15 protein-coding genes and 1 riboswitch are annotated in these 20,086 nt (G+C 58.2%); of the genes, 10 read left to right on the plus strand and 5 right to left on the minus strand.

Annotated elements, in window-relative coordinates; all coding sequences use genetic code 11:
• Nucleotides 1-155: 155 nt before the first annotated feature.
• Together H2Z33_RS04400 and sgrT are read right to left on the minus strand one after the other, a co-directional pair.
• Entirely contained in the window at nucleotides 156-1,334 is a 1,179-nt protein-coding gene (locus H2Z33_RS04400; protein ID WP_033488170.1) for a sugar efflux transporter, read from the minus strand.
• Nucleotides 1,335-1,455: 121 nt separating this feature from the next.
• Nucleotides 1,456-1,608, minus strand: a complete 153-nt coding sequence (sgrT, locus tag H2Z33_RS04405) for a glucose uptake inhibitor SgrT (protein WP_003856388.1) — start codon at nucleotides 1,606-1,608, stop codon at nucleotides 1,456-1,458.
• An 88-nt stretch (nucleotides 1,609-1,696) separates the two neighbouring features.
• Here sgrT and sgrR point away from each other — a divergent pair, with 88 nt between their 5' ends.
• The 4 genes from sgrR to thiQ all read left to right on the plus strand — a co-directional run bounded on the left by sgrR (nucleotide 1,697) and on the right by thiQ (nucleotide 6,775).
• Complete coding sequence (gene sgrR / locus H2Z33_RS04410; protein WP_063135034.1) at nucleotides 1,697-3,352, plus strand: HTH-type transcriptional regulator SgrR; 1,656 nt, start codon at nucleotides 1,697-1,699, stop codon at nucleotides 3,350-3,352.
• A gap of 36 nt (nucleotides 3,353-3,388) precedes the next feature.
• Nucleotides 3,389-3,489: riboswitch (TPP riboswitch) on the plus strand.
• A 31-nt stretch (nucleotides 3,490-3,520) separates the two neighbouring features.
• Nucleotides 3,521-4,504, plus strand: coding sequence for a thiamine ABC transporter substrate binding subunit (gene thiB, locus H2Z33_RS04415; protein WP_039271728.1), 984 nt, complete (start codon nucleotides 3,521-3,523; stop codon nucleotides 4,502-4,504).
• Nucleotides 4,480-6,090: a thiamine/thiamine pyrophosphate ABC transporter permease ThiP gene (gene thiP, locus H2Z33_RS04420; protein WP_033488172.1), complete on the plus strand. Its 1,611-nt coding sequence runs from the start codon at nucleotides 4,480-4,482 to the stop codon at nucleotides 6,088-6,090. The genes thiB and thiP overlap by 25 nt, the downstream gene beginning before the upstream one ends.
• Entirely contained in the window at nucleotides 6,074-6,775 is a 702-nt protein-coding gene (gene thiQ, locus H2Z33_RS04425; RefSeq protein ID WP_033488173.1) for a thiamine ABC transporter ATP-binding protein ThiQ, read from the plus strand. The genes thiP and thiQ overlap by 17 nt, the downstream gene beginning before the upstream one ends.
• A 43-nt stretch (nucleotides 6,776-6,818) precedes the next feature.
• Here the strand turns inward: thiQ and H2Z33_RS04430 are convergent, their stop codons facing one another.
• Nucleotides 6,819-7,586 (minus strand): DedA family protein, encoded by a 768-nt coding sequence (locus H2Z33_RS04430; protein WP_017383796.1) that lies wholly within the window; start codon nucleotides 7,584-7,586, stop codon nucleotides 6,819-6,821.
• A 118-nt stretch (nucleotides 7,587-7,704) separates the two neighbouring features.
• Nucleotides 7,705-8,550: an arabinose operon transcriptional regulator AraC gene (gene araC, locus H2Z33_RS04435; RefSeq protein ID WP_003856402.1), complete on the minus strand. Its 846-nt coding sequence runs from the start codon at nucleotides 8,548-8,550 to the stop codon at nucleotides 7,705-7,707.
• Nucleotides 8,551-8,887: 337 nt separating this feature from the next.
• On the opposite strand from araC, the gene araB reads away from it, so the two are divergent.
• The 6 genes from araB to rluA all read left to right on the plus strand — a co-directional run bounded on the left by araB (nucleotide 8,888) and on the right by rluA (nucleotide 19,112).
• Nucleotides 8,888-10,597 carry a ribulokinase gene (gene araB / locus H2Z33_RS04440; RefSeq protein ID WP_032670576.1) on the plus strand — a complete coding sequence of 570 codons (1,710 nt, stop codon included), beginning with the start codon at nucleotides 8,888-8,890 and terminating at the stop codon, nucleotides 10,595-10,597.
• A gap of 10 nt (nucleotides 10,598-10,607) precedes the next feature.
• Nucleotides 10,608-12,110: an L-arabinose isomerase gene (gene araA, locus H2Z33_RS04445; RefSeq protein ID WP_032671439.1), complete on the plus strand. Its 1,503-nt coding sequence runs from the start codon at nucleotides 10,608-10,610 to the stop codon at nucleotides 12,108-12,110.
• A gap of 86 nt (nucleotides 12,111-12,196) precedes the next feature.
• The gene (araD, locus tag H2Z33_RS04450) at nucleotides 12,197-12,892 is read left to right on the plus strand and encodes an L-ribulose-5-phosphate 4-epimerase (protein WP_023295910.1); all 696 of its coding nucleotides are present in this window, start codon (nucleotides 12,197-12,199) and stop codon (nucleotides 12,890-12,892) included.
• A 156-nt stretch (nucleotides 12,893-13,048) separates the two neighbouring features.
• Nucleotides 13,049-15,406: a DNA polymerase II gene (gene polB, locus H2Z33_RS04455; RefSeq protein ID WP_023303069.1), complete on the plus strand. Its 2,358-nt coding sequence runs from the start codon at nucleotides 13,049-13,051 to the stop codon at nucleotides 15,404-15,406.
• 127 nt (nucleotides 15,407-15,533) lie between these two features.
• Complete coding sequence (gene rapA, locus H2Z33_RS04460) at nucleotides 15,534-18,440, plus strand: RNA polymerase-associated protein RapA (protein WP_063135033.1); 2,907 nt, start codon at nucleotides 15,534-15,536, stop codon at nucleotides 18,438-18,440.
• A gap of 12 nt (nucleotides 18,441-18,452) precedes the next feature.
• On the plus strand, nucleotides 18,453-19,112 hold the full coding sequence (gene rluA / locus H2Z33_RS04465; protein WP_045330172.1) for a bifunctional tRNA pseudouridine(32) synthase/23S rRNA pseudouridine(746) synthase RluA: 660 nt from the start codon (nucleotides 18,453-18,455) through the stop codon (nucleotides 19,110-19,112).
• A 31-nt stretch (nucleotides 19,113-19,143) separates the two neighbouring features.
• On the opposite strand, the gene djlA is transcribed toward rluA, so the two are convergent.
• Nucleotides 19,144-19,959: a co-chaperone DjlA gene (gene djlA, locus H2Z33_RS04470; RefSeq protein WP_015572652.1), complete on the minus strand. Its 816-nt coding sequence runs from the start codon at nucleotides 19,957-19,959 to the stop codon at nucleotides 19,144-19,146.
• Nucleotides 19,960-20,086 lie beyond the last annotated feature (127 nt).

The following is a 20,086-nucleotide window of genomic DNA, read 5'->3' on the forward strand; positions in this document are numbered from 1 at the left end:
TTTGTCTCCCCATCAGTTTTTTGATGTGGGACTCTCCACTGTTTGCCTCTTGCGAAAGCCTGAGGCAAACAGCCTCAAGCACCCGCCACGCACTCTATGCGCCTTCTCGGCGCCTGTCAGAAAATCGTTTCATTTCGTGAAGCCGCCTTCCAGAATCAAACGTCTTTTACCCGGCACGTCAGTATCAGCGTGACAAGCGAAATCGCTGCGATCACCCAGTACACGGATGCATGCCCATAGCTTTGCGACAGCGCCCCCTGAATTACCCCTGCCAGAATCACGCCGGTAGAGATACTGTTGGTAAACAGCGTGGTCGCGGAGCCTGCGCGCCCCGGCATTAAATCCTGGAACCAGAGCATGCCTATCCCGGCAACGATGCCGATAAATACCGCGTTAAACAGCTGTAACGCCAGCAAGGCTTCACGCGAATGGAACAGGTTCAGCCCCGCGTAGAACAGTACCCCGGCCGCCACGGCGACGACCATCATCCGACGCTTTCCGAAACGTTTGACGTAGTAACCCGCCAGAATCATCGCCGGGATCTCCAGCCCGGCAGCGGTGCCCATCAGAATACCCGCCAGCTTGTCGGGCAGTCCCAGATCGCTGCTGATCCACAGCGGCATATCAATAATGTACATGGTGTTGCAGGTCCACATCAGCGTGGAGGCGATAAACAACATGCGGACGTTTTTATCCTGCCAGCCGCTCACCTGCGTGATGGGCTTGTCCGTCACCTGCTCTACGCGCGCCACCGATGGCAGCGCAAAGGCTATCAGCGCCAGGCTGATGACAAAAATCCCCGCCGCGATGGAAAACATGGTGGTGAAGCCGTAGTTCAGCGCCAGCATAAACGCCAGCGGCGGACCGATGACCCACGCGAGAGAGAGCTGCGCACGCATCACCGAGCTGAACATCACCACTTCCCTCGCCGAGCTGTCGGCGTACTCCCGGGCCAGGGCGAACAGTTGCGGCATCGCGGTGTTCGCCAGAGAGGCCAGCAGCACGCCGCAGGTAATGAGCGTCAGGTAATGGCGGTTGAAGGCAAACAGCAGCGCGTTGCCCACGGCCATGGCGCAACAAAAGAGGATCAGCTTGCGGCGATCGCCCTGGCTGTCGGATCGTTTCGCCAGCCACAGGCTGACGAGGATCCCGGCAATGGCGTTGACGGTGTAGAACAGACCCACCCAAAACGGCTGCGCCCCCACCTCGCGGCTGAGAAACAGGCTCAACGTCGGCGCCTGTAGCGCGCCGGCCACGCCCATCATGAAGGCCACCAGCATAAAAGCGGCGTACACGCCATTCAGGCGTCGCCCCATCGTCATCAACCAGAGCATGCGCAAGTCCTTATGAAAGCGAATCGAAATTGGGTGAAATAGTAAACGAAAAAAGCCAGCAAAAAACATTTTGCTGGCGGGTGATTAGCACCAATACTCAGTCACACATGATCGAGGCGAGTTAGCGAGAAGAGGTCGGTTTCGTAACGTCCCACTGCATCAGATCTTCCAGTATTCTCAGCCGCTGCTCTGCGCACTGGCGGGCCAGCCAGGACACTCCCTTTGTCGCTGAAAAATAGTGCTGATAAAACTGACGTGCGGTAGACCTCTTCATAATTTACCTCCTCGCTTCATCGAAAAGGATTATTGGCTTAATATAGGGATTAATAAATTGCTGATTTTTTGTCAGGAGTTCCCCTTTTATGCCTTCCGGTCGTCTGCAACAACAATTTATCCGCCTCTGGCAGTGCTGCGAGGGGCAATCGCGGGAGACCACGCTGAACGAGCTGGCCGAGCTCCTCAACTGCTCCCGGCGTCATATGCGCACACTCCTTAATACCATGCAGCAGCAGGGCTGGCTAAACTGGGAGGCCGAAGCCGGACGCGGCAAGCGTTCGCGCCTGACTTTCCTTTATACCGGCCTGGCGTTACAGCAACAGCGGGCGGAGGATCTGCTGGAGCAGGACCGCATCGATCAGCTGGTCCAGCTGGTGGGCGACAAAGCCGCCGTGCGCCAGATGCTGGTCTCGCATCTGGGACGCAGCTTTCGTCAGGGACGCCACATTCTGCGGGTACTTTACTACCGCCCAATGAAAAATCTGTTGCCCGGTACGGCGTTACGTCGCTCTGAAACCCACATGGCCCGGCAGATTTTCAGCGGCCTGACGCGGATAAATGAGGAAAACGGGGAACTGGAAGCGGATATTGCCCATCACTGGCAACAGGTGTCTCCGCTGCACTGGCGCTTCTTTCTACGCCCCGGCATTCATTTCCACCATGGACGCGAGCTGGAGATGCGCGACGTTATCGCCTCTTTAGAGCGCGCCCGCACGCTGCCGCTCTATTCGCATATCGCACGGATCCACTCTCCAACTGCCTGGACGCTGGATATTGAGCTTTCGCAGCCGGACAAATGGCTTCCGTGGCTTCTGGGCTACGTGCCATCAATGATCCTGCCTGCCGAGTGGCGATCCCTGAACAATTTTTCCAGCCAGCCGATTGGTACGGGCCCCTACTCCGTTTCACGGAACAACAGTAATCAACTGAAGATCCGCGCCTTTGATGATTACTTTGGCTATAGGGCGTTGATCGACGAAGTGAACGTCTGGGTGTTACCGGATCTCAACGAAGAGCTGAGCGCAGGCCTGACCCTGGAAGGGCCAACAGCCGGTGAAAAGGCGTTCGAAAGCCGCCTGGAGGAGGGCTGCTACTACCTGCTCTTTGATAGCCGCAGCCATCGCGGGGCAAACCACGACGTCCGCAGGTGGATAAGCCATATTCTGGCGCCCGCTAACCTGATTTATCACGCAGAGGAGCAATACCAGACCTGGTGGTTCCCGGCCTATGGCCTGCTCCCACGCTGGCACCATGCGCAGCCTGTCCGCAGTGAAAAGCCTGCCGGACTGGAGATCATCACCCTCAGCTACTATCGCGATCACATTGAGCACCGTTTTCTGGCGAGGATCATGAGCACGCTGCTGGCAGCCGAAGGCGTGACGCTGGCGATTCAGGAAGTCGATTATGATGAATGGCATCGCGGAGACGTCATCAGCGATATCTGGCTCAACAGCGCAAACTTTACGCTGCCGCTTGATTTCTCGCTCTTTTCTCACCTGTACGAAGTGCCCCTGATTCAGCACTGTATCAACCGGGACTGGCAGCAGGACGCCGCGCGGTGGCGGGCAGGAGAAATGGATCTGGCCGCCTGGTGTCAGGAATTACTGACCGGGCAGACGATCGTACCGTTAATTCACCACTGGCTGCTGATCCAGGGGCAGCGCAGCATGCGCGGCCTGCGGATGAATACCCTCGGCTGGTTTGATTTTAAATCCGCCTGGTTTGCGCCGCCGGAGCCATAACGCTTTCGTAATATTCACCAAATCATTACAATAGCGCCGTTCTCAACGGGGTGCTGCATCACTGATGTGCGCTGAGATAATACCCGTCGAACCTGATCCGGATAACGCCGGCGAAGGGATTTGAGGCTGTCTCTCAAAATCCTTTGCCACTCAACCCTGAGGTGCAAAGTGTTAAAAAACGTTCTTCCTCTGCTGGCGCTGTTTGCGCTGCCTGTTTTTGCTAAGCCCGTTCTGACGGTCTATACCTACGACTCCTTCTCCGCCGACTGGGGCCCCGGCCCGGTGGTAAAAAAAGCCTTTGAAGCCGACTGCAACTGCGAGCTGAAATTCGTGGCGCTGGAAGATGGCGTCTCGCTGCTCAACCGTCTGCGCATGGAAGGCAAAAACAGCAAAGCCGACGTGGTGCTCGGGCTGGATAACAACCTGCTGGAAGCCGCCACCCAAACCAGACTGTTCGCCAAAAGCGGTGTGGCGGCAGATGCCGTCAACGTACCGGGCGGCTGGAAAAACGACACCTTCGTTCCCTTTGATTACGGCTACTTTGCGTTTGTCTACGATAAAAACAAGCTGAAGAATCCGCCCAAAAGCCTGAAAGAGCTGGTCGAAAGTGACCAGAAATGGCGCGTAATTTATGAAGATCCGCGTACCAGCACGCCGGGTCTGGGGCTGCTATTGTGGATGCAGAAAGTCTACGGGGATAAAACGCCGGAAGCGTGGCAGAAGCTGGCCGCGAAAACCGTTACCGTCACCAAAGGCTGGAGCGAAGCCTACGGCCTGTTCCTGAAAGGCGAAAGCGATCTGGTGCTGAGCTACACTACCTCTCCGGCCTACCACATTATCGCCGAGAAGAAGGATAACTACGCCGCCGCGAACTTTGCTGAAGGGCATTATTTGCAGGTGGAAGTGGCCGCCCGCACCGCCGCGAGCAAACAGCCGGAGCTTGCCGAAAAATTCCTGAAATTTATGGTCTCCCCGGCATTCCAGAATGCTATTCCGACAGGAAACTGGATGTACCCGGTCACTGACGTTGCGCTGCCGGCAGGCTTTGAGCAGCTAAACAAGCCGCAAACCTCACTGGAATTTACGCCGCAGCAGGTTGCCGCCCAGCGCGCCGCATGGATTAGTGAATGGCAACGCGCCGTCAGCCGCTGATCCCCGGCTGGTTAGTTCCCGGGCTGCTCGCCGCCATACTGATGGTGGTCGTCAGTCTGGGTGCATTCCTTGCGCTGTGGTTTAACGCGCCAGAGAGCGATCTGCTCGCCCTCTGGCACGACAGCTATCTCTGGCACGTCATCCGTTTCTCCTTCTGGCAGGCGTTTCTCTCCGCGCTGCTGTCGACGATCCCGGCCATTTTCCTTGCACGCGCCCTCTATCGCAGACGTTTCCCCGGCAGGCTTGCCCTGCTGCGGCTGTGCGCGATGACGCTGATCCTGCCCGTGCTGGTGGCGGTGTTCGGTATTCTGAGCGTCTACGGTCGGCAGGGCTGGCTGGCATCCCTCTTCAACCTGCTTGGTCTGGAATGGACCTTCTCCCCTTACGGCCTGAAAGGCATTCTGCTGGCGCATATTTTTTTCAATATGCCGATGGCGACGCGCCTCTTTTTACAGGCGCTGGAAAACATTCCCGGGGAGCAGCGTCAGATTGCCGCCCAGCTTGGCATGCGCGGCTGGTCGTTCTTCCGCTTTGTCGAATGGCCGTGGCTGCGACGCCAGATTGCCCCGGTGGCCGCGCTAATCTTTATGCTCTGCTTCGCCAGCTTCGCGACCGTGCTTTCTCTCGGCGGCGGGCCGCAGGCCACCACCATTGAGCTGGCGATCTATCAGGCCTTAAGTTACGACTACGATCCGGGCCGCGCCGCGCTGCTGGCGATGGTGCAGATGGTCTGCTGCCTGGCGCTGGTGTTACTCAGCCAGCGGCTGAGTAAAGCGATCCCCACAGGCAGCAATCACTTGACAGGCTGGCGCGATCCGCAGGACAGCCTGCACAGCCGCGTCGCGGATTTTATGCTGATCGCGCTGGCCCTCCTGCTTCTGCTGCCCCCGCTGCTGGCCGTTATCGTTGATGGCCTGAATCGCAATGTGTTGTCGGTACTGCAACAGCCTGTCCTGTGGCAGGCGACGTGGATCTCATTGCGCATCGCGCTGGCAGCCGGGCTGCTGTGCGTGATCCTGACCATGATGCTGCTCTGGAGCAGCCGCGAGCTGTACGCGCGTCATGCCCGTAAAGCCGGACACGCGCTGGAACTGACGGGTATGCTGATCCTGGCGATGCCGGGTATTGTGCTGGCGACCGGATTCTTTTTACTGTTCAACAGCACCATCGGCCTGCCGGAAAGCGCCGACGGCATCGTCATTTTTACCAACGCGCTGATGGCTATCCCTTACGCGCTCAAGGTGCTGGAAAACCCGATGCGCGACGTCAACAGCCGCTACAGTTTGCTGTGTCAGTCGCTGGGCATGCAGGGCTGGCAGCGTCTGAAGGTGGTCGAACTCCGCGCGCTAAAGCGTCCGCTGGCTCAGGCGCTGGCGTTTGCCTGCGTGCTGTCGATTGGCGATTTTGGCGTTGTGGCCCTCTTTGGCAACGAGGATTTCCGCACGCTGCCGTTCTGGCTTTATCAGCAAATTGGCTCCTATCGTAGCCAGGACGGCGCCGTCACGGCGCTGCTCCTGTTGCTGCTGTGCTTTGCGTTATTTACCGTTATCGAAAAACTTCCGGGGCGTGATGTTAAAACTGACTGATGTAACCTGGCTTTATGAGCACCTGCCAATGCGTTTTACCCTCTCCGTTCGTCAGGGAGAGCGAATCGCAGTGCTTGGCCCTAGCGGGGCCGGAAAAAGTACTCTGCTCAATCTGATTGCCGGTTTTTTGCAGCCTGCCAGCGGGTCGATCGTCATTGATAATGGCGAATATACCTACGCTCCGCCGGCTACGCGCCCGGTGTCGATGCTGTTCCAGGAAAATAATCTGTTCAATCATCTTACGGTGTGGCAGAACATCGCGCTGGGTATGGATCCGGGGTTAAAACTCAGTGTTGCGCAGCGTCAGACGCTGGAGGCGATCGCCGAACAAATGGGCCTGGCTGCGTTTATCAACAGACTACCGGGTGAGCTTTCCGGCGGCCAGCGCCAGCGCGTGGCGCTGGCACGCTGTCTGGTGCGCAAGCAGCCGCTGCTGCTGCTCGACGAACCCTTTTCGGCGCTCGACCCGGCCCTGCGTCAGGAGATGCTCTCGCTGGTTGAGGAGGTTTGCGAGCGCGAGCAACTGACGATGCTGATGGTTTCGCATAGCATCGAAGATGCCGCACGCATCGCGCCGCGATCGGTAGTGATCGCGGAGGGACGTATTTTGTGGGATGGGGAAACAGAAGAACTTCTGAGTGGTAAGGCGGGGGCGTCTTCACTTTTAGGTATTCGTGAGGTCTGATGCCCTCACCCTTGCCCTCTCCCACAGGGAGAGGGAAAACACCTTAACGGCTCACCACCTTCAACAGGATCTCACCGTACACCGGCATCAGCGGGTGGCGAATCAGCGCCACCAGCGCCACGACAGCCACTCCCAGCGTCAGCGGGGCCAGCCAGAGCAGGCGCGTGCGCGGAAGATAGCGCGTCAGGCGATCAACACTGGCTTTCGCGCTGCGCCACAGGCGCCAGCAGAGCCAGACCGCCAGCCACAGCAGGACCGCCGTTCCCAGCAGCAGCCACTTGAACTCGCCGCTTTGCATACCGTCAGGAATATCGATCGCCGCGCCCGCCAGGATCCCCGGCAGGAAGTAGAACGGCGGCCAGAAGACGCAGCCGATGATGTTCGGCACCACAAACTTCGCGACGGGCAGATCCAGCATCCCGGCCACCATCGGCACCAGCGGGCGCGTTGGGCCAACGAAGCGCCCCACGAGGATGGTGAACATGCTGTGCTGGTGCAGCGCGTGCTCGGTTTTATCCAGCAGCGCTTTATTTTTTTTCATGAACGACCAGCGGTGCAGCGGCTTCTTAAAGCGCCAGCCCAGCCAGAAGGAGATCCAGTCCCCCAGCAAACAGCCAATAATACCGGCCATCCACGCCTGCCAGAAATTGACCTCGCCGCTGCCGATCAGCGCCCCAAGCCCTGCCATCATCACGGTGCCGGGCAGGATCAGCCCGACCAGCGCCAGCGACTCCAGAAACGCCACCAGCGCCACGGCGATGAGCGAATACATAACGGACTGGGTAATAAAATGTTCCAGCAATGCCTGCATAACTATTCCGGTCAGAAAACGAATCAGCGATTCTGCTTAGCGCCCTGCACCGCGTCAAGGCATCAATTGTCTGAATAGTTTACAAGATGCGCCTGAAGTTCACCTGAATGTTTACCGATTATTCACATCCCGCACGGAATTCGCTCGGGCTGGCACCGGTGCACTTCTTAAACACGCGAGAGAAATAGAGCTGATCTTCAAAGCCGACGTTACGCCCGACGGTGGCGATAGGCATTCGGGTGGTGCTGAGCAGCAGTTTCGCCTGGCTGATGCGCTGATCCTCACGCCAGCTGAGTACACTCACGCCAAGCTGCTGGCGGAACAGATGAGAGAGCCGTGACGGCGACAGACACACATGCTGGGCGACGCTGGCAATATCAAACTGGCTGTCGGCAAGGTGGTCGCTGATGTACTGGCAGGCGTCGCGGACGCGGTTGTCCAGCGGCGGATTAAGCGACTCGTTGATGGCCTCCATGCGGCGCAGCAGCACCTGTTCAAGCAGGTTGATGGCCAGCAGTTCGGCGTAGCGCCCGCCCGCCTGCCCTGCCTCAATAATCTGTGCGAACAGCTCACGGAACTGCGCCAGATGCGCCTCATCCGGGCGATATAAACCGGTATGGGCGAAAATGGCCGGCCACGAGAGCCACTCCTGCCAGTAGGCGCGCGGACGGAAATAGACCCACTGGTGATACCACTCTTTGGCATCCGGATGGCGCCCGTAGTGGTGGATCTCCCCCGGCGGGAACAGCAGCATATCACCGGGGCGGCAGATAAACTGCTGATCCCCGTTTTTGACGACCCCTTCTCCGCGTACGGTCAGGTTGAGGATATATCCCTTCATGCCAAGAGGGCGATCGACGTAAAAATCGAGATATCCCTCGGCCTCAATTGGCGTCAGCCCCGCCACCAGATGGGCGTTAAATGAGTAGCCCGGCAGTAAGGGATCGTTTTGCGGTTCGGCCATAGATTCAGTTCTCCCAAGGGTCCTGAAGGAAACCAATTGTCCATATCGATAAAAGCAGTATAAAAATGGCCCGCGGAAAGATCCAAAAAGCATCACGCCTCTTTTACGTCCGCCATGTTTCAGCCTTTCCCCCTGATTTGTCCGCCAGTACGGGCAGATAAGCAGTAACAAAAGTGTCTATAAGTGCGGCAGAAATGTCCACATAGAATATTTGCACGGCGTCACACTTTGCGTGGCTACAGCAATTTAGTCCATAAGATTAGCGGATCCTGCCTGACGATTTTTGTCCCCAGTCTCTAATGTTCTTCCATACCTGTTTTTTGGATGGAGCAACACCATGGCAATTGCAATTGGCCTCGATTTTGGCAGCGACTCAGTTCGCGCGCTGGCAGTGGACTGTACGACTGGCCTGGAGATAGCAACCAGCGTTGAGTGGTATCCGCGCTGGCAAGAGGGGCGCTACTGCGATGCGCCGAACAACCAGTTCCGCCACCACCCGCGTGATTACATTGAATCAATGGAAGCGGCGATCAAAACCGTGCTGGCGGAGTTGACGGACGCCCAGCGGGCCGATGTCGTGGGGATTGGCGTTGACAGCACCGGCTCAACGCCAGCTCCTGTCGATGCCGAAGGCCGCGTACTGGCGCTGCGACCGGAGTTTGCCGACAACCCGAACGCCATGTTTGTGCTGTGGAAAGACCATACCGCCGTGGAAGAGGCGGAAGCCATCACCCGCTTATGCCATCAGCCGGGCAAAACTGACTACTCCCGCTACATCGGCGGGATTTACTCCAGCGAGTGGTTCTGGGCCAAGATCCTGCACGTTACCCGCGCGGACGCGTCGGTCGCACAGGCAGCGGCATCATGGATTGAGCTATGCGACTGGGTTCCCGCCCTGCTCTCCGGCACCACTCGCCCGCAGGATATCCGCCGCGGCCGTTGCAGCGCCGGGCATAAATCGCTGTGGCATGAAAGCTGGGGGGGGCTGCCTCCGGCAGCGTTCTTCGATGAACTCGATCCGATCATCAACAAAAACCTGACATACCCGCTGTTTACCGACACCTTCACCGCCGATATTCCGGTCGGCACGCTCTGCGAAGAGTGGGCGAAACGCCTCGGTCTGCCGCAAAACGTGACCATTTCCGGCGGCGCGTTCGACTGCCATATGGGTGCCGTGGGCGCGGGTGCGCAGCCCAACACGCTGGTGAAAGTTATCGGCACCTCCACCTGTGACATTCTGACGGCAGATAAAGCCAGCGTCGGCGACCGCGCGGTGAAAGGCATTTGCGGTCAGGTTGACGGCAGCGTGGTACCCGATTTTATCGGCCTCGAAGCGGGTCAGTCCGCCTTCGGCGATATCTACGCCTGGTTTGGCCGTGTGCTCGGCTGGCCGCTGGATCAGCTGGCTGCCGCGCGTCCTGAACTGAAAACGCAGATTGCCGACAGCAAAAAACAGCTCCTGCCGCAGCTCACCGAAGCCTGGGCAAAAAATCCGTCTCTCGACCACCTGCCGGTGGTGCTGGACTGGTTCAACGGGCGTCGTACGCCGTTTGCCAACCAGCGTCTGAAAGGGGTGATTACCGATCTCAACCTCGCGACCGACGCGCCCGCGCTGTTTGGCGGCCTGATCGCCGCCACCGCATTCGGCGCGCGCGCCATTATGGAGTGCTTCACCGGGCAGGGCATTGACGTGAACAACGTGATGGCGCTGGGCGGCATCGCCCGTAAAAACCCGGTGATCATGCAGGCCTGCTGCGACGTGCTGAACCGGCCGCTGCAAATTGTGGCCTCCGATCAGTGCTGTGCGCTGGGCGCGGCGATTTTCGCTGCCGTGGCCGCAGGCGTACATGCGGATATCCCGACCGCGCAACAGCATATGGCGAGCGCCGTCGAAAGTACGCTCCAGCCGCAGACTCAGCAGGCACAACGCTTTGAACAGCTTTATCAGCGCTACCAGCAATGGGCAAAAAGCGCCGAACTTCACTATCTCCCTGTCGCCGCCCCGGCCAAAAGCACCGCGGATACTACGGCAACCCTGACACATTAAGGACACGATAATGACCATTTTTAATAATTATGAAGTGTGGTTTGTGATTGGCAGCCAGCATTTGTACGGACCGGAAGCGTTGCAGCAGGTGACGAAACACGCGGAGCACGTTGTGAACGCGCTGAACGCGGAAGCCAAACTGCCGTGCAAACTGGTGCTGAAGCCGCTGGGTACCACCCCGGACGAAATCACCAACATTTGCCGCGATGCCAATTACGATGACAAATGCGCTGGCCTGGTGGTGTGGCTGCACACCTTCTCGCCAGCCAAAATGTGGATCAACGGCCTGGCTATCCTCAACAAACCGCTGCTGCAATTCCACACGCAGTTCAACGCCTCCCTGCCGTGGGACAGCATCGACATGGACTTCATGAACCTGAACCAGACCGCGCACGGCGGCCGCGAGTTCGGCTTCATCGGCGCGCGCATGCGTCAACAGCATGCCGTGGTGACCGGGCACTGGCAGGACGGTCAGGCACAAAAACGTATTGGCTCCTGGATGCGTCAGGCGGTATCTAAGCAGGATACCCGCCACCTGAAAGTGGTGCGTTTCGGCGACAACATGCGCGAAGTGGCGGTCACCGACGGTGATAAAGTGGCCGCGCAGATTAAATTTGGCTTCTCCGTCAACACCTGGGCGGTGGGCGACCTGGTGCAGGTGGTGAATGACATCAGCGATGGCGACGTTAACGCGCTGGTGGACGAGTACGAAAGCAGCTATCGCCTGACGCCTGCGGCACAGGTCAACGGTGACAAGCGCCAGAACGTGCTGGATGCCGCACGTATTGAGCTGGGCATGAAGCGTTTTCTGGAACAGGGCGGCTTCCATGCCTTCACCACCACCTTTGAAGATCTCCACGGCCTAAAACAGCTCCCGGGTCTGGCGGTACAACGTCTGATGCAGCAGGGCTACGGCTTTGCGGGCGAAGGCGACTGGAAAACTGCCGCTCTGCTTCGCATCATGAAGGTGATGTCGACCGGTCTACAGGGCGGCACCTCTTTTATGGAGGACTACACCTACCACTTCGAGAACGGCAACGATCTGGTGCTCGGCTCGCACATGCTGGAAGTGTGTCCATCCATCGCGGTTGAAGAGAAACCGATCCTCGACGTGCAGTACCTCGGCATTGGCGGCAAAGCGGATCCGGCCCGTCTGATCTTCGACACCCGTACCGGCCCGGCCATTAACGCCAGCCTGATTGACCTCGGCGATCGTTTCCGCCTGCTGGTGAACTGCGTCGATGCGGTTGAAACCCCGCATTCTCTGCCGAAGCTGCCGGTCGCCAACGCTTTGTGGAAAGCGCAGCCTGACCTGCCAACCGCCTCGGAAGCCTGGATCCTGGCCGGCGGCGCGCACCACACCGTATTCAGCCACGCGCTGGACCTGAACGATATGCGTCAGTTTGCCGAGCTGCACGACATCGAACTGACCGTAATTGATAACGACACCCGTCTGCCAGCCTTTAAAGACGCGCTGCGCTGGAACGAAGTCTATTACGGTTCAAAACGCTAAGTACGGAGTGCCCGGTGGCACTTCGTTTACCGGGCCTACGGTTCTGTAGGCCGGATAAGCGTAGCGCCATCCGGCAGGAGACGACAATGTTAGAAGATCTCAAACGTCAGGTACTCGAAGCCAACCTGGCGCTGCCAAAACATAACCTCGTAACCCTGACATGGGGCAACGTCAGCGCCGTTGACCGGGAAAAAGGGGTGTTCGTGATCAAGCCTTCCGGCGTGGATTACACGGTAATGACCGCAGAAGACATGGTGGTGGTCAGCATCGAAACGGGTGAAGTGGTTGAAGGCAATAAAAAGCCCTCCTCCGATACGCCCACTCATCGCCTGCTGTATCAGGCCTTCCCGACCATCGGCGGGATTGTGCATACCCATTCGCGTCACGCGACCATCTGGGCGCAGGCGGGCCAGCCTATTCCGGCCACCGGCACCACCCACGCGGACTACTTTTACGGCACCATTCCCTGCACGCGTCTGATGACCGATGCGGAGATCGGCGGTGAGTACGAATGGGAAACGGGGAACGTGATTGTCGAAACCTTCGAAAAACAGGGAATCGACGCGGCGCAAATGCCCGGCGTGCTGGTGCACTCCCACGGCCCGTTTGCCTGGGGTAAAAACGCGGAGGACGCGGTGCACAACGCGATCGTGCTGGAGGAAGTCGCCTATATGGGGATCTTCTGCCGCCAGCTGGCACCGCAGCTGCCGGATATGCAGCAAACCCTGCTGGATAAGCATTACCTGCGTAAGCACGGTGCGAAAGCCTACTACGGGCAGTAAACCCCTGCCCGGTGACGCTGCGCTTACCGGGCCTGCGGAACCTGTAGGCCGGATAAGCGCAGCGCCATCCGGCGGAACGGGCACTGTATAAAACCCCAGCAAACACCCCTCAACCAGGCTATAATCAGGCCTGGTTTTGTTTTATGAGATAACGCCGTGACGCAGGCGCAAGAAGGCTTTTTACTGACCAGACACTGGCGGGATACCCCTCAGGGTACTGAGGTTGAATTCTGGCTGGCAACGGACAACGGCCCGCTAAACGTTACGCTCCCGCCGCAGGAGTCCGTGGCCTTTATTCCTGAAGCTCACGTCGAGAAAGTGAAACAACTGCTACGCGGCGAAAACAACTGGCGCCTTACGCCGCTTCAGCTGAAAGATTTCCACCGCCAGCCAGTTTACGGCCTCTACTGCCGCGCCCATCGCCAGTTGATGCGCTATGAAAAGCTGCTTCGTGAAGCAGGCGTGACGCTTTACGAGGCCGACATTCGCCCGCCTGAACGCTTTCTGATGGAGCGGTTTATCACCGCCCCCGTCTGGGTAGATGGCACCGCGCAAAACGGCAGGATCGTTAACGCGCGCCTGAAGCCTAATCCGCACTATCGCCCGCCGCTAAAGTGGGTGTCGCTGGATATTGAAACCACCCGCCATGGCGAACTGTACTGCATTGGCCTGGAAGGCTGTGGGCAGCGGGTTGTCTATATGCTCGGGCCGCCGAACGGCGATGCGTCCGCGCTGGATTTTAATCTGGAGTACGTCAACAGCCGCCCGCAACTGCTGGAGAAGCTTAACCAGTGGTTTGCCGAGCACGACCCGGACGTGCTGATCGGCTGGAACGTGGTGCAGTTTGACCTGCGCGTGCTGCAAAAACATGCCGAGCGTTACCGTATCCCGCTGATTCTGGGGCGCGGCAACAGTGAGCTGGAGTGGCGTGAGCACGGTTTTAAGAACGGTGTTTTCTTCGCGCAGGCCAATGGTCGCCTGATTATCGACGGCATCGAGGCGCTGAAATCCGCCTTCTGGAACTTCTCTTCCTTCTCGCTGGAAGCGGTCGCCCAGGAACTGCTCGGCGAAGGTAAATCCATCGACAATCCCTGGGACCGAATGGACGAGATCGACCGGCGCTTTAACGAGGATAAACCGGCGCTCGCTACCTATAACCTGAAAGATTGCGAGCTGGTGACGCAGATCTTCCACAAAACCGAGATCATGCCGTTCCTGCTGGAACGCGCAACGGTGAACGGTCTCGCGGTCGACAGGCACGGCGGCTCGGTAGCGGCCTTCAGCCACCTCTATTTCCCGCGGATGCACCGGGCGGGCTATGTCGCCCCTAATCTCGGCGACGTGCCGCCGCAGGCCAGCCCCGGCGGTTACGTGATGGATTCACGGCCCGGACTGTATGACTCGGTGCTGGTGCTGGATTATAAAAGCCTGTACCCGTCAATTATCCGCACGTTTCTGATTGATCCGGTGGGGCTGGTGGAGGGGATGGCCCAGCCAGACGATGCGCACAGCACCGAAGGGTTTCTTGGAGCTCGCTTCTCGCGGAAAAAACACTGCCTGCCCGAAATTGTGGGAAACATCTGGCACGGCCGCGACGAGGCGAAACGCCACGGCAACAAGCCGCTCTCACAGGCGCTGAAAATCATTATGAACGCCTTTTACGGCGTGCTGGGTACCAGCGCCTGCCGCTTCTTTGATCCCCGGCTGGCGTCTTCCATCACCATGCGCGGGCACGACATTATGCGCCAGACCAAAGCGCTGATTGAATCCCGGGGCTATGACGTTATTTATGGCGATACCGACTCCACCTTTGTCTGGCTGAAAGCGGCCCATTCAGAAGACGACGCCGCGCGAATCGGCAAAGAACTGGTCGCCTACGTGAACGACTGGTGGCGCGAAAATTTGCAAAAAGAGCGGTTAACCAGCGCGTTAGAGCTGGAGTTTGAAACCCATTTTGCCCGCTTTTTAATGCCGACCATTCGCGGAACCGACCAGGGCAGCAAGAAGCGCTACGCCGGGCTGATTCAGGAAGGTGACACGCAGCGGATGGTCTTTAAAGGGCTGGAGACGGTGCGCACCGACTGGACGCCACTGGCGCAGCAGTTCCAGCAGACGCTCTACCTGCGGGTGTTTCGCAACGAGCCCTATCAGGACTACGTGCGCGACACCATCGCCAGCCTGATGGCGGGTGAGCTGGATGACCAGCTGGTGTATCGCAAGCGCCTGCGCCGCCCGCTGGCCGAATATCAACGTAACGTTCCTCCCCACGTACGCGCCGCGCGGCTGGCGGATGAAGAGAATGTTCGGCGGGGCCGTGCGCCGCAGTATCAGAACCGGGGTACGATCAAATACGTCTGGACAACTAACGGCCCGGAACCCGTTGATTACCAGCAGTCTCCGCTCGATTACGATCACTACCTGACCCGCCAGCTTCAGCCGGTTGCGGAGGGAATTTTACCGTTCATCAATGACGACTTTGCTACACTAGTGACAGGACAACTTGGGCTATTTTGACGCGTGACGAAACCGTTGCCATCCAGTACCATAGCGCCCTTTCCATTCCCGGACCCATTTTTCGATGACCGTCTTTTTTGACGGGGTCGAACTATTGCCTGCAATTAAAGATTAGAGCCGAACAACTATGCCTTTTACACTTGGTCAACGCTGGATCAGCGATACAGAAAGCGAACTTGGATTAGGAACCGTCGTTGCCGTCGATGCGCGCATGGTTACCCTCCTTTTCCCTGCTACCGGTGAAAACCGCCTGTACGCTCGCAATGACTCCCCTGTTACCCGCGTAATGTTCAATCCGGGCGACACCGTGACCAGCCACGAAGGCTGGCAGCTGAAGGTTGAAGACGTAAAAGAAGAGAATGGACTGCTCGCCTACATTGGAACGCGTCTTGATACCGACGAGACGAATGTTATCCTGCGTGAAGTGCTGCTCGACAGCAAACTGGTTTTCAGCAAGCCGCAGGACCGTCTGTTTGCCGGGCAAATCGACCGAATGGATCGCTTCTCCCTGCGCTACCGCGCGCGTAAGTTCCAGAGTGAACAGTACCGCATGCCGTGGAGCGGCCTGCGCGGCCAGCGTACCAGCCTTATTCCCCATCAGCTGAATATCGCCCATGACGTGGGCCGTCGCCATGCGCCTCGCGTGCTGCTGGCTGACGAAGTGGGCCTGGGTAAAACCATCGAAGCAGGCATGATCCTGCACCAGCAGCTGCTCTCTGGCGCTGCCGAGCGCGTGCTGATTGTGGTGCCGGAAACGCTGCAACACCAGTGGCTGGTCGAGATGCTGCGCCGCTTTAACCTGCGCTTCTCCCTGTTCGACGACGAGCGCTATGCCGAAGCCCAGCACGACGCGGACAACCCGTTTGAAACCGAACAGCTGGTCATTTGTTCCCTGGACTTCGTGCGCCGCAGCAAGCAGCGCCTGGAGCACCTGTGCGACGCAGAATGGGATCTGATGGTCGTCGACGAAGCGCACCACCTCGTCTGGAGCGAAGATGCGCCAAGCCGTGAATACATGGCGATTGAGCAGCTTGCCGAGCGCGTACCGGGCGTTCTGCTTCTGACCGCCACCCCGGAGCAGCTGGGTCTTGAGAGCCACTTCGCCCGTCTGCGCCTGCTCGATCCGAACCGATTCCACGATTTTGAGCAGTTTGTTGAAGAGCAGAAAAACTACCGTCCGGTGGCGGACGCCGTCGCGCTGCTGCTGGCCGGTAATCGTCTCTCTAATGATGAACTTAACACCTTCAGCGATCTGATCGGCGAGCAGGATATTGAGCCGCTGCTTCAGGCCGCGAACAGCGACAGCGATAATGCGGGATCTGCGCGTAAAGAGCTGATCGACATGCTGATGGACCGTCACGGCACCAGCCGCGTGCTGTTCCGCAACACCCGTAACGGCGTGAAAGGCTTCCCGAAACGCGAGCTGCACATCATCAAACTGCCGCTGCCGACCCAGTACCAGACGGCGATTAAAGTCTCCGGCATTATGGGCACCCGTAAATCAGCGGAAGATCGCGCGCGCGATATGCTCTACCCGGAGCAAATTTATCAGGAATTTGAAGGCGACACTGGCACCTGGTGGAACTTCGATCCGCGCGTGGAGTGGTTAATGGGTTATCTGACCGCGCACCGTTCCCGGAAGGTGCTGGTGATCTGCGCCAAGGCAACCACCGCCCTGCAACTTGAACAAGTGCTGCGCGAGCGCGAAGGTATTCGCGCCGCCGTGTTCCATGAAGGCATGTCTATTATCGAGCGCGACCGCGCTGCGGCGTGGTTTAGTGAAGAGGACAGCGGCGCGCAGGTTCTGCTGTGCTCCGAAATCGGTTCTGAAGGCCGTAACTTCCAGTTCGCCAGCAATCTGGTGATGTTCGATCTGCCGTTTAACCCGGATCTGCTGGAGCAGCGTATCGGCCGTCTGGATCGTATCGGTCAGGCGCACGATATTCAGATCCACGTTCCGTATCTGGAGAAAACCGCCCAGTCCGTTCTGGTTCGCTGGTACCACGAAGGCCTGGATGCGTTTGAACATACCTGCCCGACGGGCCGCACCATTTATGACCAGGTGCATAGCGATCTGATCGGTTACCTTGCGGCGCCGGAAAACACCGAGGGCTTTGATGAGCTGATCAAATCCTGTCGAGAGAAGCACGACGCGCTGAAAGCTCAGCTGGAGCAGGGGCGCGATCGCCTGCTGGAGATCCACTCCAACGGCGGTGAAAAAGCGCAGCAGCTGGCCGAAAGTATCGAAGAACAGGACGATGACACCAGCCTGATCAGCTTCTCCATGAACCTGTTCGACATCGTCGGCATTAACCAGGACGATCGCGGCGAGAACATGATCGTTCTGACCCCGTCCGATCATATGCTGGTGCCGGATTTCCCGGGCCTGCCGGAAGACGGCTGCACCATCACCTTTGAGCGTGATGTGGCGCTTTCCCGCGAAGATGCACAGTTCATCACCTGGGAGCACCCGCTGATCCGCAACGGTCTGGATCTGATCCTCTCCGGCGATACCGGCAGCAGCACCATCTCCCTGTTGAAGAACAAAGCCTTGCCTGTGGGCACGCTGCTGGTGGAGCTGATCTACGTTGTGGAAGCGCAGGCGCCGAAACAGCTTCAGCTTAACCGCTTCCTGCCGCCAACCCCGGTGCGTCTGCTGCTGGATAAAAACGGTACGAACCTGGCCGGCCAGGTGGAGTTTGAAAGCTTCAACCGTCAGCTGAGCGCGGTGAACCGCCATACCGGCAGTAAGCTGGTGAATGCGGTGCAGCAGGACGTGCATGCCATTCTGCAACTGGGTGAAGCCCAGGCCGAAAAAGCGGCCAGAGTGCTGATCGATGCGGCGCGTAGCGAAGCCGATGAGAAGCTTTCTGCCGAGCTGTCGCGTCTGGAAGCGTTGAAAGCAGTGAACCCTAACATTCGTGACGATGAGCTGGCCGCCATTGAGAGCAACCGCCAGCAGGTGCTGGAAAGCCTGAATCAGGCGGGATGGCGTCTCGACGCCCTGCGTCTTATCGTTGTGACGCATCAGTAAGCGGAGCGCAAGATGGTAATGGAGCCCTACAATCCCCCGGTGGATCCGTGGCTGGTCATTCTGTATCAGGACGAGCACATTATGGTGGTCAATAAGCCGAGCGGCCTGTTGTCCGTGCCGGGGCGTCTGGAAGAGCATAAAGACAGCGTGATGACGCGTATCCAGCGTGATTATCCCCAGGCCGAGTCTGTCCATCGTCTGGATATGGCGACCAGCGGCGTGATTGTGGTGGCTCTGAATAAAGCGGCAGAACGCGAGCTGAAGCGTCAGTTCCGCGAGCGCGAGCCGAAGAAACAGTATGTCGCGCGCGTCTGGGGCCATCCGGCGCAGGCGGAAGGGCTGGTGGATTTACCGCTGATTTGCGACTGGCCGAACCGGCCAAAGCAGAAGGTGTGTTACGAAACCGGCAAGGCCGCGCAAACCGAGTATGAAGTGCTGGAGTACGCGCCGGATAACACCGCGCGCGTCCTGCTGAAGCCGATTACCGGGCGCTCCCACCAGCTGCGTGTGCATATGCTTGCGATGGGTCACCCCATTCTGGGGGACAGATTCTATGCGCCGCCGGAAGCGCTGGCGTTAGCGCCGCGCCTGCAACTGCATGCGCAGACGCTCACTATCACCCACCCTGCTTTCGGCAACGCCATGACGTTCAAAGCCCCGGTGGACTTCTGAAAAAATGGCCCGACACTGTCGGGCCATTTTTTTATTTAAAACCTTTCTGCTCTTTAATTAGCTCGTAGGCTTTCTGGATTTCCTGCGCTTTCTGTTTCGCCATCTCCATCATCTCTGGCGGCAGGCCTTTCGCCACCAGCTTATCCGGATGGTGCTCGCTCATCAGCTTACGATAGGCGCGTTTGATGGTCGTAACATCGTCAGACGGCTTCACGCCGAGGACGTTACAGGCATCTTCAAGCGTAGGGCCACGCTGCGCCTGCTGCCAGCCGCCGCCGGACGATTGCTGCTGATAACCGCCGCCAAAGTGCGCGCCGCCCTGCATCATGCGCAGGAACTGATCGAACTGCATGCGGGAAATGCCCAACTCTTCAGCAATCACATACAGGACGTCCCGTTCATTCGGATGCAGAGAGCCATCCGCGAAGGCGGCCTGGATTTGAATTTCCAGAAACATCCGAATTAAATCAAAACGCCCGAAACAGATGCTACGGAACTGCCGCATTTTTTCACGCAGCGGGTAGTGATCTGATTTACCAATCCGGAACGCATTCTGCGCCGCGATGCGGGATTCGCCGTGCAGATTCATGCGATCCATAAAGACGCTGGCCACCTGAATATCGGCTTCCGTTACGCGTCCTTTTGATTTGGTTAAGTGCCCCATCACCTCGAAGGTGGTGGAGAAAAAGAGTGACTGGCGCTCACGCTGGTTGGCAAACCAGGCCATTTTGCGGCTGCGTGCTTTATCAAACATATGGCCGATAATGAGGCCAAGAACGACACCCCAGAATCCGGCACCCATAATAATTGCGAACGCAACGCCGATTATTTTACCCCAATACTGCATATACTCCCCGAATGGTCATGTTCCTGGCCGACGCAACGCCATCATTACAGTGGTCGCGCCACGGTCAATTGAGGGACATCGCCTATAATTTGCATTATCATACTCGTCATTCGATAGCGAGCCTAAC

It is taken from the genome of Enterobacter sp. YSU (assembly GCF_016082135.1).
GTDB classification, from domain to species: Bacteria; Pseudomonadota; Gammaproteobacteria; order Enterobacterales; family Enterobacteriaceae; genus Enterobacter; species Enterobacter hormaechei_C.